This window comes from Pseudomonas sp. G5(2012) (assembly GCF_000408945.1).
GTDB lineage: Bacteria > Pseudomonadota > Gammaproteobacteria > Pseudomonadales > Pseudomonadaceae > Aquipseudomonas > Aquipseudomonas umsongensis.
Map to the genome: position 1 here is coordinate 26,900 of NZ_APIO01000062.1, position 22,585 is coordinate 49,484.

The following is a 22,585-nucleotide window of genomic DNA, read 5'->3' on the forward strand; positions in this document are numbered from 1 at the left end:
GATCAGGCATGTCGCAAATGGACATGGCGACGCGCGCAGGGGGTGGGGGTGTTTTTCAGAGGAGCTTGTGTTCCATCGCGTACTTCACCAGCTCCGCCAGCGAGGTGATATTGAGTTTCTGCATCAACCGCGCCTTGTGGGTACTGATGGTTTTGCTACTCAACGCCAGTTGCTGGGCAATGTCGTTGACGTTGGCGCCCTGGGCCAGGCGTTCGAACACCGAAAACTCACGCTCCGAGAGCAGTGAGTGCAGCGGCCGCGAATCGGTCAGGCCGACTTCGAAGACCATTCGGTCGGCCAGGTCCGGATCGATATAGCGCCCTCCCGCTGCCACCCGGCGGATGGCCGTCAGCAACAGCGCCGGATCACTGTCCTTGGTGGCATAGCCTGCCGCACCGACTTTCAAGGCCCGTGCCGCCATTTGTGCCTCGTCATGCATCGACAACACCAGGATCACCGGCGGATTGTTCAAGGCACGGATCCGCGGGATCGCCTCAAGGCCGTTGACACCCGGCATGGAGATATCCAGCAGCACCACTTCGCAGGGCACATGCCGCAAGGTTTCGAGCAGCTGTTCGCCATTGCTCGCCTCCCCCACCACCAGCAGGTCCTTGGCCAGGCCGATCAATTGCTTGATGCCTTCGCGGACAATGGTGTGGTCTTCGGCAACCAGTACACGGATCACTTACGTCTCCTTATCCAAGGGTACTCGCACAGTCAGGGTCGTGCCCTCACCCGGCTCACTCTCAAGGGACAGTTGCCCGCCCATGATCAACACCCGCTCGCGCATGCCGACCAACCCAAAGGATGTTGGCCTGCCGCTTTCGGCGACAAATCCTACGCCATCATCGCTGACGGTCAGGCACAACTCGTCGCCTTCAAGAGTAAGTGTCAGTTCGACAGTATGCGCCTGGGCGTGGCGCATGACATTGGTCAGCGCTTCCTGAAGTATACGAAACAGGCCGATGGCCTTGGCATCACTGAGCACGGGCAAGTTTTCCGGCACCTGTACCAGGCACGGAATCTGCGTACGCGCCTCGAACCGGCGTGCCTGCCATTCGATGGCCGAGGCTATCCCGGCATCGAGGATCGGTGGCCGCAACGCCGTCGCCACATCGCGTACCAGCTGGAACAGCTGTGCGATCAAACGCTTCATGCTGTTCAGGCGCTCGTTCAATCCGGGGTCGAGTTGCGCATAAGCCAGCTCGCACATGGACGTTTCCAGCTTGAGCACCGTCAACATCTGGCCCAATTCGTCGTGAACTTCCCGGGCAATGCGCGCCTTCTCCTCTTCGCGCACGCTTTCAAGGTGCGCCGACAATTCGCGCAGTTGCTCACGCGAGCTCGCCAGTTCCAGTTCGATGCGCTTGCTCTCGCTGATGTCCCAGACAATGCCATCCCAAACGTAGGCGCCGCCCTCGAGTCGACGGGTTATCGCCTTGATTTCCGCCCAGCGTTGTTCCCCCTGACGCGTAAGGATCCGCCCTTGCCAGGACCAGTCGCTGTCAGTGTCCAGCGCACGATCCTGGGTCTGGTGATAGCTGGCCTTGTCGTCCGGATGCACCAGGCTGCGCAGGCCTTTGTCACGATGGGCCAGGGTCGCTGGCGAGTAACCCACCAGGCTCTCGCTGCCCTCACTGATGTAGGCAAAGTCGATCTGGCCGGTCACCGGCGCCCGTTCCAGGCGAAAGACCAGGCCCGGCACATTCGCCGCGATCCCTTGCAAGCGTGCTTCACTTTCCTGCAACGCCGCCAGGGCGCGACGACGTTCAGTGACATCGGTCAGGTAGACCACCAGGTACTCGCCATCGCGAAAGCGCAAAAAACTCAGGGAGACATCGGCCGGCAGGATGCTGCCATCGGCCCGCAGGCAATTGGATTCAAAACTTTGCGGCGCGTCGTCGCTGGCCCTGGCGCGCTTCCACAGGTTCAACCAGCGATCCATGTGCAGTTCGGGTTCGAACTCGATCAATGGCCGGTCGATAATCCCTCCGGGCGGATAGCCCAGCATGGTTTCGGCAGCGCGGTTGGCGTAGCGCACGTGGCTGTCCCAATTCACCCAGAGAATGCCGACGGTACTCTGGTCGATGGAAAACTGCGTGAGCCGCAGGGCCTCTTCACTGGCGGCACGCAGGGCAATGTCTGCCTGCGCCGCCGCCAGTCGTTGCTCCAGACTGTGCTGCTGGCGTCGTTGCCAGAACACGATGGCCATGGCGCTGAGCGCCAGTACCAACAGCAGCAGGCAGAGGTTTTGCCAGAATCCCGGGGATTCGGTGAGCCGCGGGTACTTGGGTTGCAGCCACTGGTTGTGCAGCGCCTCCAGGTCCTTCGCCGGGATCGCCCGCAGCGCGCTTTCGACAATGCCGGCCAGCTCCGGCAGGTCGCGACGCGTGGCCACCCGCAGCAGCTGTGGCAAGCCGATATCACCGACCACCACCAGCCCGGAGAACTCAGGTTCAACGGACAGGCGCCCCAATTGTGCCTCGTCGACCACCGCGTAGGCGGCTTGCTGGCTTAGCAACAGTTGCAAGGCCTGGCGTTCGGCCGGTACACCCTGCAGGTTCAAATGCGGATAGTTTCCACGCAGGTAGTCGGCGGTGGCACTGGGCATGCGCACGGCGACGCGGGTTTGGCTGTCGAGTTTTTCCAGCTCAACCGCCCCAGTTCTTTTCTGGTCGCTGACCACCAGCTGTGGCACCCGCATGTACGGATCGGAAAACTGCCAGAGGCGCAGGCCGCCAGGAGTCTGGGTCAGCCCCGGGGCGAGATCGATTTCGCCGGCGCGAGCGGCCGCCTCCAATTGCTCGAGATCGGGAAAGTTGCGCCAGCTCAGTTCGACCTTGAGCGACTTGGCCAGCCACTTCATCAGCTCGACATTGACCCCGGACAGGCGCTGCAAGCGGCGGTCGTACTGGGCGTAGGGCGCTTGCAACACCAGTCCCACCCGCAAACCGCCCTGCTGCGCCAACCACTGTTGCTGGCCTGCCGACAATGGCGCGACATGCGCCGGTGGCGCGGCCGCCGCCCAGCCCATCAAGGGCAACCACAAACAGCCGATAACCCACAGGCAGCGAAAACGCATCATCGAACTCTCACACACTGACAAAAACTGACCAACCCATTAGGCTGCCGGAATAACTTCTGGCCTGGAATATCCAATGCTCCCTGTCTACCGCCTGGCACTGCCAGCATTGTGCCTGTCGCTGGTCCTGCCATGGGCTTTTTCCGTTGAAGCAGCCGACCCGACGCCTGCCGCGGCAGAAACCCCCTCCGAAACAAAACCACTCGAACGCCAGCCGTTGCCTGAGCGTAGTCAGGAAGAAGCCATTGCACTGGAGCGAAAAATTCCGCGCCAGGAACAACAGCAATTGCAAGCAGGCTCCGATACGTTCCTGGCCCTGTGGAAGGCGGCCAATACCGCCGACCCCAAAGGTGCGGTCATTATCATTCCTGGCGCTGGCGAAACCGTTGACTGGCCGCAAGCAATCGGCCCGCTGCGCCGCCAATTACCGGATGCCCAATGGAGCAGCCTGAGTATCACCCTGCCTGATTTGCAAAGCGAAGCCATGACCCCGCGCGTGGTGCAAGCCACTCCAGCAGCCAAAGCGCCAGACGTCGGCAGCAAAGACTCGACCACCGCAGCGCCCATCGAACAGGCCGCGGGCGGCGAAGCCGAGGTGGCGGACAAGGCCGTCGCCGAAACGCCTGACGAGCAGAGCAAGGCTGACGCCGAGCGAATCTTCGCCCGCATCGACGCAGCCATCGCTTTTGCTGAACAGCAAAGTGCTCGCAGCATGGTGCTGCTGGGGCATGGTACGGGCGCCTATTGGGCTGCGCGGTATTTGAGCGAGAGGCAGACGGCGCAGGTCGAGCGCTTCGTCATGGTCGCCGCGCAGACACCGAACACAGCGGCCCCTGAACTGGACGAACTCGCGCCAACCCTCAAGCTGCCCACCGTCGACTTCTTCTATATGGACAAGCCGCTGGACCGCAACGCGGCGCTGGCCCGCCTGCAGGCCAGCAAACGCCTGAAGACTTCGGCCTTCAGCCAGGTCTCGCTCAAGGCTTTGCCAGGCAATAACAAGACACAACAGGAACAATTGGTGCGCCGGGTGCGGGGCTGGTTGAATCCGCAGAATGCGTCGAACTGATGGACTGAGTCGCCCCATTTTCGGGGCGACGCAACGCTTCGCTGCTAACGAAAGTCCCGCCGTTGACGAATCAACGTATAGGCGTTGTGCAGCTCGCGCGTCTTATCGGTGGCCTCTCGAACCTGCGACGCCGTTGCACCACTGCCGGCAATCTTGTCCGGGTGATGACGACTGAGCAGGCGTCGATAGGCGCGCTTGATCTGGGCGGGCTCACTGGTGGCAGTTACACCCAACAGCCGCAAAGCGTCCTGATAGGTTGTCACGCTGCTGACCAACGGACGATGCTGTGGCTCGTAATCGGCCGCCAACGCCCTGACCTGCCGTTCGGACCACCCCAGCCAATTACCCCACTGAAAGAGCAGCTCACGCTCGCGATTGCCCGCATGCCCATCAGCCCAAACCATCCGCCAACAAGCGCGCAAGACCCCTTCTGCCGCATAGGGTTGAGACCTTAGCCTGCGCAAATGGCCACGCAACCGGTCACTGCCCGACTTGCCACGATTGAACGCGGCAATCGCCCGGCGCTGTGCCGATTCGGACATTTCCAAGGCACGCATCTCCGCGCGAGCCTGCTGGATATGCCCCTCCACGACCCGTCCATCACACTTGGCCAGGCGTCCCAGCAACACAAACAACAACTCGTCGTTGCGCAGGACAGATCGCCCTCCGAGCTTTTCGCGCAAATGCGCCAGGCTTTGCAGGTGCAGGTGCCGATCCAGCACCTGCCCCAACAAGGCGCCAAGCATGGCTCCCGGAATGCTGGCGATGGCAAACCCCACTCCGGTTCCGATCAGCGTCCCTGGCCACAGCATGTCAGCGGCTCGCTTCGATCAGGGTTTCAGCTTCGGCCAGGCGCTCGTGAGTGCCGACATCGACCCAATGCCCCCTCAGGTGTTCGCCGCTCACTAGCCCGTCTGCCATAGCCTTGCGCAATAGCGGCGCGAGCTTGAACGCTCCTGCCGAGCAGCCATCGAACAACTGTGGATGCAGCACGGCAATACCGCTGTAGGTCAGGGTTGCGGTGTCCGGCTGTCCGTCCCGGACCTGGCCGTCGCTCAGGCTGAAGTCTCCGGCGAGATGATGGGGTGGGTTGTCGGCCAGCACCAGATGCGCCAGCCCGGTAATGGGTTGATGCAGCACGCTGAAGTCGTAGTCGGTCCAGATGTCACCGTTGACCACCAGGAAAGCTTCGTCACCCAACAAAGGCAAGGCGCGGAAGATTCCGCCACCAGTCTCCAGGGGTTCACCTTCGGCCGAGTAGCGAATGCTCACGCCGTAGCGCGAGCCATCGCCCAGATAGTCTTCGATCTGCTGGCCCAGCCAGGCATGATTGATCACGATCTCGGTAAAACCTGCCGCCGCCAGGGCTCGCAGGTGATACTCGATCAGCGGCACGCCACCGGCGCGCACCAGCGGCTTGGGCGTGGTCAGGGTCAAGGGACGCATGCGCTCGCCCTTGCCTGCCGCCAGAATCATCGCCTTCATGCGGTCACTCCGGCACGCAGGCTGGCCAGCAATACATCCAGCCCAGCCAGTTCAGGACGACGCGCAATCACTGCATCTATATAGGCAAAGAAGCGTGGTACATCGCCCAGGTAGCGCGGTTTGCCGTCGCGGTGGCAAATGCGGGCGAAGATACCGATCACTTTCAAGTGACGCTGCACGCCCATCAGGTCGCTGGCGCGCAGGAAGTCTTCGAAGTCTGGCTGCACCGGAATGTCCAGCGCAGCCGCTTGCTGCCAGTAATTTTCCAGCCAGCCGCGCACGCGCTCCTCGGGCCAACTGAGGAAGGCATCCTTGAACAGGCAGGTTACGTCATAGGTGACAGGACCATAGACGGCGTCCTGGAAATCCAACACGCCCGGGTTGGGTTCGCTGAGCATCAGGTTGCGTGGCATGTAGTCGCGATGAACCAGGACCTTCGGCTGGGCCAGGGCACTGTCGATCAACAGATCGCTGACCTGCTGCCAGAGCACTTGCTGCGCCGCATCGAACTCGACGCCCAACTCATGCTTGACGTACCACTCGGGAAACAATTGCAGCTCGCGTCGCAACAGCGCCACGTCGTAACTCGGCAATGGCGCAACCATCGGCAATTGCTGGAACGCCAGTAGCGCTTGCAGGGCATCGTTGAACAAATTGTCGGCGTTTTCGCTGTCGATCACGTCCAGGTAGGTCTGGTTGCCCAGGTCATTGAGCAAAAGAAATCCGCGCTCAAGGTCTTCGGCGTAGATTTTCGGCACATTTATCCCGGATTTCGCCAGCAGAAAAGCGATATCCACGAAAGGCTTGCAGTTTTCCTGGGGCGGAGGTGCGTCCATCACGATCAAGCTTTGACCTGCACCCTCCCACCGAAAATAGCGCCGAAAACTCGCGTCGCTACTTGCCGCAGTCAACGTGGCCGGGGGTACGGCACCCCATCCATGTTGTGCAAAAAGAATTGCCAATTGCTCATCGAGCCAAACTTTCAGGTGTTGCAAACGTATATCTTGGTCAGGCATTGCAAGGGTCTCCGACGGCGCTAGCCGTCAAGCGGGTCATGCTTTATTATCCAGCATCTTTTTCAGACCATCGAGAGGCGTGCGGCCCACACCGCGGGCAGATGGCACGCAGGAAGCCCGGACTATTAAGATGGCATTGAAATCCCCCGCGTTTCGTAAAAAATTTCCGTTGTTGATGACCGGCAGTTTGCTGGCTCTGCAACCCTTGGCCAGCCCTTTCGTGGTCGCCGCGGAACAGTATGACTGCTCGGTCTCCGCTTCGGGTGCCTGGAATTGTGCGCCAAAATCGCCGGCGGCTGCATTGCCACCGCGTCCAGTCCACGAGGGCAGCGCAGTCTCCGCCACCGGCGAGTCACCCGCCGAAACGGGCGCCAGCGAAGACACGGGGGCCAAACCTGCACTGGTCACCGAATCCAAAGGCCGTGGCCTGAAGTCGCGTAGCGCAGACTACAGCCACCTCGACTGGGTTCCGCGCGAGCAGCTCACTGCAGCACAATTGGCCGAAACCGGTCCTTATTGCTCTGGTTCCTATATCGAACCGATTCGTCCTGGCATGAATGACAAGACGAATAAAAGTGACGCTCCCACCTTTGTCGGCGCCAAAGCCTCCCGCTACAAGCAGGATGAGCAGGTCGCCAGCCTGGCCGGTGACGTGGTCATGCGCCAGGGCAGCATGCAGGTCGAAGCCGATGAAGCCAACCTTTACCAGGCCGAGAGCCGTGGCGAGCTAAGCGGCAACGTGCGCATTCGCGACAACGGTGCACTGATCGTAGGTGACCACGCCGACGTGCAACTCGATACCGGTGAAGCCAAGATCGACAACGCCGAATACGTGATGCACAAATCGCGTATCCGCGGTAACGCGCTGTACGCCAAGCGTGCCGAGAACGCGATCATCCGCCTCAAGGATGGCACGTACACCACGTGCGAACCGAACAGCAACGCCTGGCAACTCAAGGGTAACAACATCACCTTGAACCCGGCGACCGGCTTCGGCACCGCGACCAACGTGACACTGCGGGTCAAGGACATTCCGGTCCTGTACACGCCGTATATCTACTTCCCGATCGACGACCGCCGTCAATCCGGCTTCCTGCCGCCGACCATCGGCACCGGCACCGATACCGGTTTCCTGCTGGTTACGCCGTACTACTTCAACCTGGCACCAAACTACGATGCCACGTTGTACCCACGCTACATGAGCGATCGCGGCCTGTTGATGGAAGGCGAATTCCGCTACCTGACCAAGTCCAGCGAAGGTCAGTTCGGCGCGGCGTACCTGAACGACGAGAACGACGATCGTAAGCTGCAGACCGATTACGATAAAACCCGCTACATGTACAACTGGCAGCACAAGGGTGGTCTTGATTCGCGTGTCCTGACCCAGGTCGATTACACCAAGATCAGCGACCCTTATTACTTCCAGGATCTGCAGACCGACCAGATTGGCGTGAAGAGCGCCGACTACGTCAACCAGCAGGGTGTTGTTACCTACCGTGGCGACAGTTACACCGCCCGCGTGAATGCCCAGGCCTATCAACTGGCGACTGTGTCGAACATCACTCCGTACGACCGTTTGCCGCAGATCACCTTCAACGGTGCGCTACCGGATCGTCCAGGTGGTCTGAATTTCACGTATGACACTGAGCTTGTGCGGTTCGATCGGGATTTGAAGAACGGCGACTACACCGATGAAGACGGCAATGTTGAGCCGCGCCTCGACCAAAACGTTCAAGGCCTGGCCCGTGCCAATGGCGATCGCCTCAACCTTGCGCCAGCGGTCAGCTTCCCGATGGAGGCGAGCTACGGCTTCCTGACGCCTAAACTCAAGTACCAGTACACGCAGTACCAACTGGACCTGGACAGCATCGGCAAAAGCCAGATTGCCGCGCAGAGTGCAGAACAGGACCGGCTCAATGGCACGTTCGACAGCAACCAGAACCGTGGTGTGCCAATCGCCAGCATCGACAGCGGCCTGTATTTCGATCGCAAGACCAACTGGTTTGGCAAGAACTATAACCAGACCCTCGAACCACGCCTGTTCTACCTCTACGTACCCGAGAAGGACCAGGAAGACATTCCGGTATTCGACACCAGCGAATACACCTTCAGCTATGCATCGCTGTTCCGTGACAACCGTTTCTCTGGCTCCGATCGTGTCGGCGACGAGAACAAACTGTCCCTGGGCGTGACCAGTCGCTGGATCGAAGAAAACGGCTTCGAACGCCAACGCATCAGCGTCGGCCAGGCCCTCTACTTCAAGGACCGCGAAGTCCAGCTGCCGGGCATCGATGCAAAAACCCGCGAAGATGCGCACTCTGACGTCTCTCCTTATGCGCTGGAGTACGAATACCGCTGGAACCGCGACTGGCGGACCACGGCCGACTACAACTGGGACCCGGACAGCCGCAGCCCTCGTTCGGGCAGCGCGATGTTCCACTACCAGCCTGAGGACAACCCGAACAAGGTCATCAACGCCGGCTATCGCTATCGCAATGACCAGGTTCGTTACGACCAGAACTCCGGTACATGGCAGGTCGGCGGCGGTGACTATGGCACCCCGGGCCAACCTGGCTACGTGAAGGACTACTACAAGATCGAACAGCACGACTTCTCGGTGATCTGGCCTGTCGTGCCGCAATGGAACGTCATCAGCCGCTGGCAGTACGACTACAACCGCAACCGTACCCTGGAAGCCTTCGGTGGCTTCGAGTACGACAACTGCTGCTGGAAACTGCGCCTGATCAACCGTTACTGGGTCGATTATGACGAAACCAGTCAAGACGCCCCGGAAAACGAAAAAGGCGACCATGGCGTCTTCCTCCAAATTGTTCTGAAGGGACTCGGCGGCCTCACTGGCTCCAAAGTAGAGAGTTTCCTCGACAAAGGCATCCAAGGTTATCGTGAACGTGAAGACCAAGCTTTCTGATTGTCTGCGCCCGCTGTTGCTGGGCGCGCTGTTCCTGGGTACCGCGGCCAACGCCGCGGTACAGTCCATCGATAAAGTGGTGGCCATTGTCGACAACGACGTGGTCATGCAGAGCCAACTGGACCAACGGGTCCATGAAGTCCAGCAAACCATCGCCAAGCGCGGCACCGCCGTGCCACCGGCCAGCGTATTGGAGCAACAGGTGCTTGAGCGCCTGATCGTCGAGAACCTGCAACTGCAGATCGGCGAGCGCTCCGGCATCCGCATTACCGATGAAGAACTGAACCAGGCCGTCGGCACGATTGCCCAGCGCAACAACATGTCGGTCGAGCAGTTCCGCGCCGCCCTGACGCGTGACGGCCTGTCCTACGACGACGCACGTGACCAGATTCGCCGCGAAATGGTCATCAGCCGTGTGCGTCAGCGCCGCGTTGCCGAACGCATCCAGGTCTCCGAACAGGAAGTGAAGAACTTCCTGGCCTCGGATCTTGGCAAAATGCAGCTGTCCGAAGAATTCCGCCTGGCCAACATCCTGATTCCTACGCCGGAAAGCGCCAACTCCGACGCCATCCAGAATGCCGCCAAGCAGGCCGACGCGGTTTACCAGCAGCTCAAGCAAGGCGCTGACTTCGGTCAACTGGCAATCGCCAAGTCCGCCAGCGAAACCGCACTGGAAGGTGGCGACATGGGCTGGCGTAAAGCCGCTCAACTGCCGCCACCCTTCGATCGCCTGCTGAGTACCATGGCTGTGGGCGACATCACCCAACCGATGCGCACGCCGGGGGGCTTCATCATCCTGAAGATCACCGACAAGCGTGGCGGTGAGGCGCAAGTGCGTGACGAAGTGCACGTACGCCACATCCTGGTCAAACCAAGCCCGATCCGTGACGAAGCAAAGACCAAGGCCCTGGCCGAGTCGCTCTACGCCCGCATCGAAGCAGGCGAAGATTTCGGCGAACTGGCGAAAAGCTTCTCGGAAGATCCGGGTTCCGCCCTCAATGGCGGCGACCTGAACTGGATCGACCCGAATGTACTGGTTCCGGAGTTCCGCGAAGTGATGGCCAAGACCCCGCAAGGTCAGCTGTCCAAGCCATTCCAGACCCAATACGGCTGGCACGTGCTGGAAGTCCTTGGTCGTCGCGCCACCGACAGCACGACCCAGGCTCGCGAACAGCAAGCGATGACCGTGCTGCGTAATCGCAAGTACGACGAAGAGCTGCAAACCTGGCTGCGTCAGATCCGTGACGAAGCGTATGTGGAAATCAAACTCCCTGGCGCCGACCAGGCAGCACAGTGAAACCCAAGCGTTTCGCGCTGACACCCGGCGAACCGGCCGGCATAGGTCCCGACCTGTGCCTGCTGCTCGCCGCGCACGCCCAGCCGCACCCCCTGATAGCCATTACCAGCCGCGACCTGCTCCTTGAGCGGGCCGCGCAGTTGGGCGTGGCCGTCGATGTGCTACCCGTCACGCCGGACAACTGGCCGGATGCTCCCGCTCCCGCCAACAGCCTGTATGTGTGGGATACCCCGCTCAATGCCAAGGTGGTCGCCGGGCAACTGGACAAGGCCAACGCCGCTTTCGTCCTGGAAACCCTTACCCGCGCTGGCCAGGGCTGCCTGGACGGGCATTTTGCCGGCATGATCACCGCTCCGGTGCACAAAGGCGTGATCAATGAGTCCGGTATCGCTTTTTCCGGGCACACGGAATTCCTCGCCGACCTGACCCATACCGCGCAAGTGGTCATGATGCTCGCCACCCGTGGTCTGCGCGTGGCGCTGGTCACCACCCACCTGCCGCTGCGCGAGATTGCCGATGCGATCACGCCGGAGCGTCTGGAGCGGGTGACGCGAATCCTGCACACCGACCTGAAAGAAAAGTTCGGCATCGCCCAGCCACGCATCCTGGTCTGTGGGCTCAACCCCCATGCCGGTGAAGGCGGACACCTGGGCCATGAAGAAATCGATATCATCGAACCCACACTAGAGCGCCTTCGCGGCGAAGGCATGGACCTACGCGGCCCACTGCCCGCCGACACTCTGTTTACCCCCAAATATCTGGAGCACTGCGATGCAGTGCTGGCGATGTACCACGACCAGGGCCTGCCTGTGCTGAAATACAAAGGCTTTGGCGCAGCAGTCAATGTGACTCTCGGCTTGCCGATCATCCGCACCTCGGTCGACCACGGCACCGCCCTGGACCTGGCCGGTAGCGGCAAGATCGACACCGGCAGCCTGCAAGTCGCCCTGGAAACCGCCTACCAGATGGCCGAGACCCGTTTATGACCGAGCAATACCAACACAAGGCGCGCAAGCGCTTTGGCCAGAACTTTCTGCACGATGCCGGCGTTATCGACCGCATCCTGCGCTCCATCCATGCCAAGACCGAAGACCGCCTACTGGAAATCGGCCCTGGCCAGGGCGCGCTGACCCAGGGCCTGCTCAGCAGCGGCGCCCAGCTCGACGTTGTGGAACTGGACAAGGACCTGATCCCGATCCTCAACCAGCAGTTCGCTGGCAAGAGCAACTTCAACCTGCATCAGGGTGATGCGCTGAAGTTCGATTTCACCAGTTTGAATGCGGCACCTGGCAGCCTGCGCGTAGTCGGCAACCTGCCATACAACATCTCTACACCGCTGATTTTCCACCTGCTGCACAACGCCCACCTGATTCGCGACATGCACTTCATGCTGCAAAAAGAAGTGGTCGAGCGTCTGGCGGCAGGGCCTGGCGGCGGTGATTGGGGCCGACTGTCGATCATGGTCCAGTACCACTGCCGGGTCGAGCACCTGTTCAACGTAGGTCCTGGCGCGTTCAACCCGCCACCAAAAGTCGACTCGGCCATCGTGCGCCTGGTGCCCCATGCAGTACTGCCGCACCCGGCCAAGGATCACCGCCTGCTTGAGCGCGTAGTGCGCGAGGCTTTCAACCAGCGCCGCAAGACCCTGCGCAACACACTCAAGCTACTGCTGAGCAACGCCGAAATCGAAGCCGCCGGCGTCGATGGCAGCTTGCGTCCCGAGCAGCTCGATCTGGCGGCGTTCGTACGCCTTGCTGACAAGCTCAGCGAACAAGCCCTACAGAAAGCCGCGGACGCCTGACAGAACTGAAGCGTTATCGGGTAGGACACCAGCGCCCATGTCTGGTTTACTATCCGATACCTGGCCTAGACTGACTTATCAGCTACGTCCCGCGTTCCGCTTCGTTTTTAAGGCCCTTTTGCATGTCCGATCCTCGTTATCAGGTCGACGTCAGCGTCGTCACCCGCTATCTGGCAGAACAATCACAACCCGAGCAAGAGCGTTTTGCCTTCGCGTACACCATCACCGTGCGAAATAACGGCCTGCTACCGGCCCAACTGTTGTCACGGCATTGGGTCATCACCGATGGCGATGGGCATGTCGAGGAAGTTCGCGGCGCGGGCGTAGTTGGCCAGCAACCGCTGATTGAACCGGGTAAGAGCCATACCTACAGCAGCGGCACCGTCATGACATCCAAAGTCGGCACCATGCAAGGCACCTACGAGATGCGCGCCGACGACGGCAAGCATTTCGAGGCCATCATCGCCCCATTCCGCCTGGCGGTCCCCGGAGCCTTGCACTGATGGCAACCTATGCCGTCGGCGACCTGCAAGGCTGCCTCGATGCCTTGCAATGCCTGCTCAAGAAGGTTGCCTTCGACCCGGCAACAGATCGTCTGTGGCTGGTAGGCGACCTGGTCAACCGCGGCCCGCAGTCGCTGGAAACCTTGCGCTTCCTCTATAGCATCCGTCACTCACTGGTGTGCGTGCTCGGCAACCACGACCTGCACCTGCTGGCGGCCGGCAAGAATATCGAGCGCCTGAAGAAGGCCGATACCCTGCGCGAGATTATCGAAGCCCCGGATAGCGCCGAGCTGCTGGAATGGCTGCGCCAGCAAAAACTCATGCACTACGACGAGCAGCGCAACGTGGCGATGGTACATGCTGGCATTCCGCCACAATGGTCGCTGCGCAAAGCATTGAAATACGCCGCCGAAGTCGAGACGGCCCTGCGCGATGACAACCTGCTGCCGCCTTACCTCGATGGCATGTACGGTAACGATCCGGCGAAATGGGACAGCGACCTCAAGGGCGTCACGCGCCTGCGGGTGATTACCAACTATTTCACGCGCATGCGCTTCTGTACGGCCGAGGGCAAACTCGACCTCAAGAGCAAGGAAGGTCTGGGCACGGCACCTGCAGGCTTCAAGCCGTGGTTCCAGCACAAGGAACGCAAGACCAGGGACGTGAAGATCATCTTCGGGCACTGGGCAGCACTGGAAGGCAAGATCCAGGAGCCGGGCATCTCGGCCCTCGACACTGGCTGTGTCTGGGGCGGTGCCCTGACCCTGATGAATGTCGACACGGGTGAACGCCTGGCCTGCAAATGCGACGAACACGGCCATACCGCAGAGCCGCCAGTCGCCCCACAGATTTCCGAACCATCGCCAGCCAGCGCCCCGCGCTAGACTGCACTTTCTGCCGAGCCACAGGAGCCCGCCATGAGCGAATTCAAACGTATCCCCCCGGAACAGGCCCAGGCCCTGCGCGAACAGGGCGCAGTGGTGGTCGACGTCCGTGACCCTGCAACCTTCGCCGCCCTGCACATCAGCGGCTCGAAGCATCTGGACAACCACTCCCTGCACGCCTTCATCCAGGGTGCTGATCTGGACGCACCTACCGTGGTGGTTTGTTATCACGGCAACTCCAGCCAGGGTGCCGCCGCCTACCTGGTCAGCCAGGGTTTTTCCGACGTCTACAGCATGGACGGCGGATTCGAGCTATGGCGTACGACTTTTCCTTCAGAAACAGCGCAAGGCACCACCGAATAATTTTTTTGTCATGCGCAAGGCCCCGCCCCCTGCGGGCTAGCGCGGTGGCAGACGAACGGTCTGCCACAACTAATTACGTATCTCGCCTTTACCTCCCAAATTCCCAACTATCCTTAAGCGCAGGCCATCCAAAACAGGGGAGAGCCGGTACACCGGCGCACGGGTCATCGGGAGTAGCTTTCGGGGTAGTCAGCTCCGAAAGAGTTCTGGGGGGTAAACAGCGACCGCCTGTTCGGTTGCTGCCAGCATCGACTGAGTGATCCGGCGTCGGCTCCACGTATCGAGCGAGGTGACGTCATGAGTATCTTTAGCCACTTCCAACAACGTTTCGAGTCCACACGCCAGGAAGAACTCTCTCTGCAAGAGTATCTGGAGTTGTGCAAAAAGGACCGTAGCGCCTACGTTTCCGCAGCCGAGCGTCTGTTGCTGGCCATCGGTGAACCGGAGCTGCTCGACACCTCGACCAACTCGAGGCTGTCGCGAATCTTCTCCAACAAGGTAATCCGTCGCTACCCGGCCTTTGAGGACTTCCACGGGATGGAAGAATGCATCGACCAGATCGTGTCGTATTTCCGCCATGCCGCCCAAGGCCTGGAAGAGAAGAAACAGATCCTTTACCTGCTCGGCCCCGTCGGCGGCGGTAAGTCGTCCCTGGCCGAAAAACTCAAACAACTGATGGAAAAAGTGCCCTTCTACGCGATCAAGGGCTCGCCAGTATTCGAATCGCCCCTGGGTCTGTTCAACGCCACTGAAGATGGTGCGATCCTCGAGGAAGACTTCGGCATCCCACGGCGCTACCTCAACACCATCATGTCGCCATGGGCCACCAAGCGCCTGGCCGAATTCGGCGGCGACATCAGCCAGTTCCGCGTGGTCAAGCTCTATCCGTCGATCCTGAATCAGATCGCCGTGGCCAAGACCGAGCCGGGAGATGAAAACAACCAGGACATCTCGGCACTGGTGGGCAAGGTCGATATCCGCAAACTGGAAGAATTCCCGCAGAACGACGCCGACGCCTACAGCTATTCGGGCGCACTGTGCCGGGCCAACCAGGGCCTGATGGAGTTCGTCGAAATGTTCAAGGCCCCGATCAAGGTACTGCACCCCTTGCTGACGGCCACCCAGGAAGGCAACTACAACAGCACCGAAGGCCTCGGGGCGATTCCGTTTACCGGGATCCTGCTGGCCCACTCCAACGAATCGGAATGGCATACCTTCCGTAACAACAAGAACAACGAAGCGTTCATCGACCGGATCTACATCGTCAAGGTGCCGTACTGCCTGCGGGTCAGCGACGAAGTGAAGATCTACGACAAGTTGCTGTTCAACAGCTCGCTGGCCAAGGCCCATTGCGCGCCCGACACCTTGAAAATGCTCGCCCAGTTCACCGTGTTGTCACGCCTGAAGGAGCCGGAAAACTCCAACATCTACTCCAAGATGCGTGTGTATGACGGCGAAAACCTCAAGGACACCGATCCGAAGGCCAAGTCGATCCAGGAATATCGTGACAACGCCGGCGTCGATGAAGGCATGAACGGCCTGTCCACCCGCTTCGCGTTCAAGATCCTTTCCAAGGTCTTCAACTTCGATCCCCACGAAATCGCTGCCAACCCGGTGCACCTGCTCTACGTGCTGGAGCAACAGATCGAACAGGAACAGTTCCAGGCCGAAACCCGCGAACGCTACCTGCGCTTCCTCAAGGAGTACCTGGCACCGCGGTACATCGAATTTATCGGCAAGGAGATCCAGACCGCCTACCTCGAGTCCTACAGCGAGTACGGCCAGAACATCTTCGATCGTTATGTGCTGTACGCGGATTTCTGGATTCAGGACCAGGAGTACCGAGACCCGGAAACCGGCGAGATCCTCAACCGCGTAGCATTGAACGAAGAGTTGGAGAAAATCGAAAAACCGGCCGGCATCAGCAATCCGAAGGATTTCCGCAACGAAATCGTCAACTTCGTGCTGCGTGCCCGTGCCAACAACAACGGCAAGAACCCGACCTGGCTCAGCTACGAAAAACTGCGGGTGGTCATCGAGAAGAAAATGTTCTCCAACACCGAAGACCTGCTGCCAGTTATCAGCTTCAACGCCAAGGCCAGCAAAGAGGACCAGCAGAAACACAACGACTTCGTCACACGGATGGTCGAGCGGGGTTACACCGACAAACAGGTACGGCTGCTGTCCGAGTGGTACCTGCGGGTCAGAAAATCACAATAACCCGCTGCCGGTCAGACCGGTTGTCGTCAGCCAGAGACCTGTGCGTGCTTTTTCTGATACACAGGCCTCTGGAAGGTGTTCGAAAGTCGGTAGCGAGTTCAGGCAGCATCCAAAGCGCTTGGGGGAGCGTTGAATATCCCCTGGCTCTCGGTCCGATGCTGCATCACCGCTCGCCCCTTTCAGGACAGCTTCTAAGGAGCAGTCATGAGCTATGTGATCGACCGACGTCTCAATGGCAAGAACAAGAGCACGGTAAACCGCCAACGATTTCTGCGGCGTTACCGTGATCACATCAAAAAGGCTGTCGAAGAGGCGGTCAGCCGGCGCTCCATTACCGATATGGAACACGGCGAGCAAATCAGTATCCCGGGGCGCGACATCGACGAACCGGTGCTTCACCATGGTCGCGGTGGCAAACAGACCATCGTGCACCCGGGCAACAAGGAATTCACCAGCGGCGAACACATTGCCCGCCCACCAGGGGGTGGAGGCGGCAGAGGCCCTGGCAAGGCTGGTAACTCGGGCGAAGGGATGGACGAATTCGTCTTCCAGATCACCCAGGAAGAATTCCTCGAATTCATGTTCGAAGACTTGGAGCTGCCGAACCTGGTCAAGCGCAACCTGACCGGCACCGACACCTTCAAGACAGTGCGCGCGGGGATCAGCAACGAGGGCAACCCGTCGCGGATCAACATCATCCGCACATTGCGCTCAGCCCATGCACGGCGAATCGCCCTCTCGGGCAGCAGCCGGGCGAAACTGCGCGAAGCCAAGGAAGAACTCCTGCGACTCAAGCAGGAAGAGCCTGACAATTTCGGCGATATACAGGAACTTGAGGCAGAAATCGAAAAACTCAGCGCCCGCATTCACCGCGTGCCGTTTCTCGACACCTTCGACCTCAAGTACAACTTGCTGATCAAACAACCCAACCCCAGCTCGAAGGCGGTGATGTTTTGCCTCATGGACGTTTCCGGCTCCATGACCCAGGCGACCAAGGACATCGCCAAGCGCTTCTTCATCCTGCTGTACCTGTTTCTCAAGCGTAACTACGACAAGATTGACGTGGTATTCATTCGCCACCACACCAGCGCTCGCGAAGTGGACGAGGAAGAGTTTTTCTACTCCCGCGAAACCGGCGGGACCATTGTGTCCAGCGCCTTGAAGCTGATGCAGGAGATCATGGCCGAGCGCTATCCGGCCAACGAATGGAACATCTACGCCGCCCAGGCCTCCGACGGCGACAACTGGAACGACGACTCGCCGATTTGCCGCGACATTCTCATCAACCAGATCATGCCATTCGTGCAGTACTACACTTACGTTGAGATCACTCCACGAGAACACCAGGCCCTGTGGTTCGAGTACGAGCGTATCGCCGAAGCCTTTTCCGACACTTTCGCCCAGCAACAACTGGTCTCGGCCGGGGATATCTATCCGGTCTTCCGTGAACTCTTCCAGCGCAGGTTAGTGACATGACCGCCAAAGAGCTGAAGCGCCAACCCATATCCACCGGATCGGAGTGGACGTTCGAGCTGATCCAGGCGTACGACCGTGAAATCAGTCGTATTGCAGCTCGCTACGCGCTCGATACGTACCCTAACCAGATCGAAGTGATCACCGCCGAACAGATGATGGACGCCTACGCCTCCGTCGGCATGCCGCTGGGCTATCACCACTGGTCCTATGGCAAACACTTCCTCAGTACGGAAAAGTCCTATACCCGCGGCCAGATGGGGCTGGCCTATGAAATCGTGATCAACTCCGACCCCTGCATTGCCTACCTCATGGAGGAAAACACCATCTGCATGCAGGCGCTGGTGGTGGCGCATGCGTGCTACGGGCATAACAGCTTTTTCAAGGGCAATTACCTGTTCCGCACCTGGACCGATGCCAGCTCGATCATCGACTACCTGGTGTTCGCCAAGCAGTACATCATGCAGTGTGAAGAGCGCCATGGCATCGATGCGGTTGAAGACTTGCTCGACTCCTGCCACGCGCTGATGAACTACGGGGTGGACCGCTACAAACGCCCCTATCCTATTTCCGCGGAGGAAGAACGGCGTCGGCAAAAGGACCGGGAAGAACATCTGCAGAAGCAGATCAACGATCTGTGGCGCACCATACCCAAGGGCGCGGACAAGTACAGCGACAAGGACAACGCGCGCTTCCCCGCCGAACCGCAGGAAAACATCCTGTACTTCATCGAAAAACATGCACCGCTGCTGGAGCCGTGGCAGCGGGAAATTGTGCGGATCGTACGCAAGATCGCCCAGTATTTTTATCCACAGCGCCAGACCCAGGTCATGAACGAAGGCTGGGCGACATTCTGGCACTACACCCTGATGAACGACCTGTACGACGAAGGCCTGGTGACCGACGGTTTCATGATGGAGTTCCTGACATCACACACCAGCGTGGTCTTCCAGCCTGGCTTCGACAGCCCCTACTACAGTGGCATCAACCCTTACGCCCTGGGCTTTGCCATGTACCGCGATATCCGTCGCATGTGTGAAGAACCTACTGAAGAGGATTACCGCTGGTTCCCTGACATTGCCGGCACCGACTGGCTCGCGGCTATCAAGTTCGCCATGAGCAGCTTCAAGGATGAGAGCTTCATCCTGCAGTACCTTTCACCCAAAGTGATTCGCGACTTGAAATTGTTCAGCATTCTCGATGACGACCAGAAGGACGACCTGCTGGTGCCAGCCATTCACGACGAAGGCGGTTATCGCATCATCCGTGAAACCCTGGCGGCACAGTACAACCTTGGCAATCGCGAACCCAACGTGCAGATCTACAGCATCGACAGGCGCGGCGATCGCTCCCTGACCCTGCGCCACCAACAACACGACCGTAAACCCCTGGGAGAGTCCACCGAGGAAGTGCTCAAGCATCTGCACCGTCTCTGGGGTTTCGATATTCATCTGGAAACCCTGCAAGGTGACCAGGTCATGAAAACCCACCATGTGCCACCTAAGGGGGAACACAGCGAAGGCGATTACGGACGGCTGGACCTGGCCGTCATCCATTTGTGATCCTGGTTGTGCCTCCGAACGCTCGACGTAAAGGTTATCCTGTCGAGCTAACGGAGGTTTTTCATGCGGATTTATAAAGTTGGCGGTGCCGTACGTGATCGCTTGCTCGGCATAGCAGTCACCGACATCGACCGCGTCGTGGTCGGTGCGACCACTGAAGAAATGCTCGCCAAGGGTTTTCGCCCGGTAGGCGCTGATTTTCCGGTGTTTCTTCACCCGAAAACCGGCGAGGAATATGCCCTTGCCCGGACCGAACGCAAAAGCGGGCGTGGTTACGGCGGGTTCACGTTCCACGCCAGCCCTGACGTGACACTGGAAGAAGACCTGATTCGCCGCGACCTGACGATCAACGCGATGGCCGAAGACGATGAGCAGAACCTGACCGACCCCTATCACGGCCAGCGCGATCTCGAGGCTAGAATACTTCGCCACGTTTCCCCCGCGTTCGCCGAAGATCCCCTCAGGGTTTTGCGCGTTGCCCGTTTCGCGGCACGCTACGCGGAGCTTGGGTTCACTGTCGCCACCGAAACCCTCGAACTGATGCGCCAACTCAGTGAGTCTGGCGAACTCCAGGCGCTGACGGCGGAGCGCAGCTGGAAAGAAATCTCCCGCGCCCTCATGGAAAATCAGCCACAGGTGTTTATCGAGGTGTTGCGCGCCTGCGGTGCGCTCAAAGTGCTGATGCCGGAAGTCGACGCGCTGTTCGGTGTACCGCAGCCCGCGATACACCATCCGGAAATCGACACCGGCGCCCACACCCTGAGCGTGCTTCAGCAAGCGGCACACCATAAACAACCGCTGACCGTACGCTGGGCCTGCCTGCTGCATGACCTGGGAAAAGGGCTGACGCCAGAGGAGCAATGGCCTCGCCATATCGCCCATGAGTCCAAGGGGCTGAAGCTGATCAAGGCGGTCAACGAACGCTTCAAGGCGCCAAGGGATTGCCAGGAGTTGGCGCTACTGGTGGGCGAATATCACACCCACGGGCATCGCGCGCTGGAGCTGAAGGCATCTACTTTGCTCGAGCTACTGCAGAGCTTTGACGTTTTCCGTCGACCGCAGCGGTTCGAAGAGTTTCTCGCCGCATGCGAAATGGATGCACGCGGACGCAAGGGACTGGAGGAGAGAAGTTATCCACAGGCGGACTATTTGCGCGGGGCAGCGACGGCGGCGCGCAGCGTTGCGGTTCAGCCTTTGCTGGAGCAGGGATTTAAAGGGCCTGAATTGGGTGAGGCGATCAAGCGAGAGCGGCTCAAGGCATTGAAAGCTTACAAAGAGGCGTCGTCCTGAAAGACTTCGCGAGCAGGCTCGCCCCCACAAGTGTTGCGCTGAACCCTGTGGGAGCGAGCCTGCTCGCGAAGGCGTCAGTTAAATCACAACAAATTCAAAGGTGTCAGTTGCTCACCGCGCCATTCGAAAGCCACGGGTGCCAACACCTGATCAATCTGCGATTCAGCCCACAACTCGGCGAAACTTTTACCTACGCCCGGGTGCACGCGATCCGGAGCAATCAGCGACAGCGGCCACAACACAAAGGCGTTTTTAAGAATTTCCGCCCTCGGCAGCACCAGGCCATCGAAGTTGCCCACCAAATCACCGAAGAGTAAAACGTCGATATCCAGAGGCAAACCTCGGCGATCGGGTGCGTAACGCCCATTATCCGCTTCGATAAACTTCAGACGGCGATCCAATTCCATCAACGGCAAGTCGGTATAAGCCGACACCACGAAGTTGAAGAACGGCCCGCTCTTGATCCCCACCGGCTGGCTTTCGAAGACCGCCGAGCAACGCATATCCACGAGAAAGCTCGCCAGGGCATCCAGGCCGGCCTGCAAATGGGTTTCGCGCTCGATGTTGCTGCCGAGCCCGAGATACACCTGAGTCAGCGACATCCGCGCTCGATCTCCACACCCACGCCACCTGTGGCGGCAGGAACCGCACCTGGCTTGGTCAGTTTGAGGCGCACCCAGGTAATCTTGAATTCGCTCATCAGCGCTTCAACCAGGCGCTCGGCAAAGGTCTCGACCAGTTGAAACTGTGCCTGCTCGGCAAAGGCCTGGATACGCGACGAAACGCTCGCGTAATCAAGCGCCAGGGTCAGGTCATCGCCAGCGGCGGCTGGACGATTGTCCCAAGCGAAACTCAGGTCAAGCCGCAAGCACTGTCGGATGCCTCGCTCCCAGTCATAGGCACCGATCACAGTGTCGACTTCCAGGCCCTCGATAAACACTCTGTCCAAGCACTTTTCTCCGCTACACGACAAGGGCGCAATGCGCCGTTAGAATCAGGGCGTCCTCGCCCGGAATAGTTAGCATGTTTTGGTTACTGGCGATCCTCGCCTACCTGCTCGGCTCGCTGTCCTTCGCCATCTTGCTCAGCCGCCTGACCGGTAACCCCGATCCGCGAATGAGTGGTTCGGGCAATGCTGGCGCCACCAACATGTTGCGCCTGGCCGGCAAGAAACTCGCCATCCTGACCCTGCTCGGCGACCTCTGCAAAGGCCTGCTGCCCGTACTGGTCGCCAGCGCCGCCGGCCTGTCACTGCAGGATCAGGCCTGGGTCGGCGTTTGCGCCGTCATCGGTCACCTGTTCCCGCTTTACTTCCGCTTTCGCGGTGGCAAGGGTGTCGCCACCGCTGCCGGCATGTTGCTGGGGTTATACCCGCCTGCAGCCTTGATGGCGGTCTGTGCCTGGCTGCTGACGTTCTACCTGACCCGCACCAGCTCGCTGGCCGCCTTGATCGCCACGCCCTTGACCCTGCCACTGCTGGCCTGGCAAGAACCGGCAGCACTGCTGCCCATGTGCGCCCTGACCGGCATGATCGTCTGGCGCCACCGGGGCAATCTACGCGACCTGTTTGCGGGGCGCGAACGGCATTTTTAGCAGCCCGGCATGAGTACG

General features: G+C 59.8%; 20 protein-coding genes. 13 read left to right on the forward strand and 7 right to left on the reverse strand.

Annotation, left to right across the window (positions count from 1 at the left end; translation table 11 throughout):
* Positions 1–55: 55 nt before the first annotated feature.
* Positions 56–685, reverse strand: coding sequence for a response regulator transcription factor (locus PG5_RS19320; protein ID WP_020798801.1), 630 nt, complete (start codon positions 683–685; stop codon positions 56–58).
* Positions 686–3,085: a PAS domain S-box protein gene (locus PG5_RS19325; protein ID WP_020798802.1), complete on the reverse strand. Its 2,400-nt coding sequence runs from the start codon at positions 3,083–3,085 to the stop codon at positions 686–688. It abuts the gene before it with no gap.
* A 73-nt stretch (positions 3,086–3,158) separates the two neighbouring features.
* On the opposite strand from PG5_RS19325, the gene PG5_RS19330 reads away from it, so the two are divergent.
* Positions 3,159–4,151 (forward strand): alpha/beta hydrolase family protein, encoded by a 993-nt coding sequence (locus PG5_RS19330; protein ID WP_020798803.1) that lies wholly within the window; start codon positions 3,159–3,161, stop codon positions 4,149–4,151.
* Positions 4,152–4,195: 44 nt separating this feature from the next.
* On the opposite strand, the gene PG5_RS19335 is transcribed toward PG5_RS19330, so the two are convergent.
* Genes PG5_RS19335 through PG5_RS19345 form a run of 3 tightly spaced genes read right to left on the reverse strand, consistent with a single transcriptional unit; the run spans position 4,196 to position 6,652 of the window.
* On the reverse strand, positions 4,196–4,963 hold the full coding sequence (locus PG5_RS19335) for a TerB family tellurite resistance protein (RefSeq protein ID WP_020798804.1): 768 nt from the start codon (positions 4,961–4,963) through the stop codon (positions 4,196–4,198).
* Between the two features lies 1 nt (position 4,964).
* On the reverse strand, positions 4,965–5,636 hold the full coding sequence (gene murU / locus PG5_RS19340; RefSeq protein ID WP_020798805.1) for an N-acetylmuramate alpha-1-phosphate uridylyltransferase MurU: 672 nt from the start codon (positions 5,634–5,636) through the stop codon (positions 4,965–4,967).
* Positions 5,633–6,652 (reverse strand): aminoglycoside phosphotransferase family protein, encoded by a 1,020-nt coding sequence (locus PG5_RS19345; RefSeq protein ID WP_033045299.1) that lies wholly within the window; start codon positions 6,650–6,652, stop codon positions 5,633–5,635. Before PG5_RS19345 ends, murU begins: the two co-directional genes overlap by 4 nt.
* Positions 6,653–6,782: 130 nt before the next feature.
* On the opposite strand from PG5_RS19345, the gene PG5_RS19350 reads away from it, so the two are divergent.
* The 11 genes from PG5_RS19350 to PG5_RS19400 all read left to right on the forward strand — a co-directional run bounded on the left by PG5_RS19350 (position 6,783) and on the right by PG5_RS19400 (position 20,974).
* Positions 6,783–9,581: an LPS-assembly protein LptD gene (locus PG5_RS19350; RefSeq protein WP_020798807.1), complete on the forward strand. Its 2,799-nt coding sequence runs from the start codon at positions 6,783–6,785 to the stop codon at positions 9,579–9,581.
* Positions 9,562–10,878: a peptidylprolyl isomerase SurA gene (surA, locus tag PG5_RS19355; RefSeq protein WP_020798808.1), complete on the forward strand. Its 1,317-nt coding sequence runs from the start codon at positions 9,562–9,564 to the stop codon at positions 10,876–10,878. The genes PG5_RS19350 and surA overlap by 20 nt, the downstream gene beginning before the upstream one ends.
* Positions 10,875–11,864, forward strand: a complete 990-nt coding sequence (pdxA, locus tag PG5_RS19360; RefSeq protein WP_020798809.1) for a 4-hydroxythreonine-4-phosphate dehydrogenase PdxA — start codon at positions 10,875–10,877, stop codon at positions 11,862–11,864. Before surA ends, pdxA begins: the two co-directional genes overlap by 4 nt.
* Entirely contained in the window at positions 11,861–12,679 is an 819-nt protein-coding gene (rsmA, locus tag PG5_RS19365) for a 16S rRNA (adenine(1518)-N(6)/adenine(1519)-N(6))-dimethyltransferase RsmA (protein WP_020798810.1), read from the forward strand. Before pdxA ends, rsmA begins: the two co-directional genes overlap by 4 nt.
* Before the next feature lie 122 nt (positions 12,680–12,801).
* Positions 12,802–13,182 carry a Co2+/Mg2+ efflux protein ApaG gene (gene apaG, locus PG5_RS19370; protein WP_020798811.1) on the forward strand — a complete coding sequence of 127 codons (381 nt, stop codon included), beginning with the start codon at positions 12,802–12,804 and terminating at the stop codon, positions 13,180–13,182.
* Positions 13,182–14,066: a symmetrical bis(5'-nucleosyl)-tetraphosphatase gene (locus tag PG5_RS19375; protein WP_020798812.1), complete on the forward strand. Its 885-nt coding sequence runs from the start codon at positions 13,182–13,184 to the stop codon at positions 14,064–14,066. The genes apaG and PG5_RS19375 overlap by 1 nt, the downstream gene beginning before the upstream one ends.
* Positions 14,067–14,099: 33 nt before the next feature.
* A complete protein-coding gene (gene glpE / locus PG5_RS19380; RefSeq protein ID WP_020798813.1) occupies positions 14,100–14,429 on the forward strand; it encodes a thiosulfate sulfurtransferase GlpE in 330 nt (109 codons plus the stop codon).
* A gap of 297 nt (positions 14,430–14,726) precedes the next feature.
* A complete protein-coding gene (locus tag PG5_RS19385; protein WP_020798814.1) occupies positions 14,727–16,649 on the forward strand; it encodes a PrkA family serine protein kinase in 1,923 nt (640 codons plus the stop codon).
* A 204-nt stretch (positions 16,650–16,853) separates the two neighbouring features.
* Complete coding sequence (locus PG5_RS19390; RefSeq protein WP_020798816.1) at positions 16,854–18,125, forward strand: YeaH/YhbH family protein; 1,272 nt, start codon at positions 16,854–16,856, stop codon at positions 18,123–18,125.
* The gene (locus PG5_RS19395) at positions 18,122–19,684 is read left to right on the forward strand and encodes a SpoVR family protein (protein WP_020798817.1); all 1,563 of its coding nucleotides are present in this window, start codon (positions 18,122–18,124) and stop codon (positions 19,682–19,684) included. The genes PG5_RS19390 and PG5_RS19395 overlap by 4 nt, the downstream gene beginning before the upstream one ends.
* Before the next feature lie 63 nt (positions 19,685–19,747).
* Positions 19,748–20,974: a multifunctional CCA addition/repair protein gene (locus tag PG5_RS19400; protein ID WP_020798818.1), complete on the forward strand. Its 1,227-nt coding sequence runs from the start codon at positions 19,748–19,750 to the stop codon at positions 20,972–20,974.
* Positions 20,975–21,057: 83 nt separating this feature from the next.
* Here PG5_RS19400 and folK read toward each other — a convergent pair whose 3' ends face one another.
* On the reverse strand, positions 21,058–21,576 hold the full coding sequence (gene folK, locus PG5_RS19405) for a 2-amino-4-hydroxy-6-hydroxymethyldihydropteridine diphosphokinase (protein WP_020798819.1): 519 nt from the start codon (positions 21,574–21,576) through the stop codon (positions 21,058–21,060).
* Positions 21,567–21,923, reverse strand: a complete 357-nt coding sequence (gene folB, locus PG5_RS19410) for a dihydroneopterin aldolase (protein WP_042955503.1) — start codon at positions 21,921–21,923, stop codon at positions 21,567–21,569. Before folB ends, folK begins: the two co-directional genes overlap by 10 nt.
* Before the next feature lie 74 nt (positions 21,924–21,997).
* Here folB and plsY point away from each other — a divergent pair, with 74 nt between their 5' ends.
* Positions 21,998–22,567: a glycerol-3-phosphate 1-O-acyltransferase PlsY gene (gene plsY, locus PG5_RS19415; protein ID WP_020798821.1), complete on the forward strand. Its 570-nt coding sequence runs from the start codon at positions 21,998–22,000 to the stop codon at positions 22,565–22,567.
* The last annotated feature ends 18 nt before the right edge of the window (positions 22,568–22,585 follow it).

Excerpts from the sequence above, each read along its gene's own strand:
- PG5_RS19325 (WP_020798802.1), bottom strand. The coding sequence starts at position 3,085 with ATGATGCGTTTTCGCTGCCTGTGGGTTATCGGCTGTTTGTGGTTGCCC.
- PG5_RS19330 (WP_020798803.1), top strand. The coding sequence starts at position 3,159 with ATGCTCCCTGTCTACCGCCTGGCACTGCCAGCATTGTGCCTGTCGCTG.
- PG5_RS19335 (WP_020798804.1), bottom strand. The coding sequence starts at position 4,963 with ATGCTGTGGCCAGGGACGCTGATCGGAACCGGAGTGGGGTTTGCCATC.
- murU (WP_020798805.1), bottom strand. The coding sequence starts at position 5,636 with ATGAAGGCGATGATTCTGGCGGCAGGCAAGGGCGAGCGCATGCGTCCC.
- PG5_RS19345 (WP_033045299.1), bottom strand. The coding sequence starts at position 6,652 with ATGCCTGACCAAGATATACGTTTGCAACACCTGAAAGTTTGGCTCGAT.
- PG5_RS19350 (WP_020798807.1), top strand. The coding sequence starts at position 6,783 with ATGGCATTGAAATCCCCCGCGTTTCGTAAAAAATTTCCGTTGTTGATG.
- rsmA (WP_020798810.1), top strand. The coding sequence starts at position 11,861 with ATGACCGAGCAATACCAACACAAGGCGCGCAAGCGCTTTGGCCAGAAC.
- apaG (WP_020798811.1), top strand. The coding sequence starts at position 12,802 with ATGTCCGATCCTCGTTATCAGGTCGACGTCAGCGTCGTCACCCGCTAT.
- PG5_RS19375 (WP_020798812.1), top strand. The coding sequence starts at position 13,182 with ATGGCAACCTATGCCGTCGGCGACCTGCAAGGCTGCCTCGATGCCTTG.
- glpE (WP_020798813.1), top strand. The coding sequence starts at position 14,100 with ATGAGCGAATTCAAACGTATCCCCCCGGAACAGGCCCAGGCCCTGCGC.
- PG5_RS19385 (WP_020798814.1), top strand. The coding sequence starts at position 14,727 with ATGAGTATCTTTAGCCACTTCCAACAACGTTTCGAGTCCACACGCCAG.
- PG5_RS19390 (WP_020798816.1), top strand. The coding sequence starts at position 16,854 with ATGAGCTATGTGATCGACCGACGTCTCAATGGCAAGAACAAGAGCACG.
- PG5_RS19395 (WP_020798817.1), top strand. The coding sequence starts at position 18,122 with ATGACCGCCAAAGAGCTGAAGCGCCAACCCATATCCACCGGATCGGAG.
- PG5_RS19400 (WP_020798818.1), top strand. The coding sequence starts at position 19,748 with ATGCGGATTTATAAAGTTGGCGGTGCCGTACGTGATCGCTTGCTCGGC.
- folK (WP_020798819.1), bottom strand. The coding sequence starts at position 21,576 with ATGTCGCTGACTCAGGTGTATCTCGGGCTCGGCAGCAACATCGAGCGC.
- plsY (WP_020798821.1), top strand. The coding sequence starts at position 21,998 with ATGTTTTGGTTACTGGCGATCCTCGCCTACCTGCTCGGCTCGCTGTCC.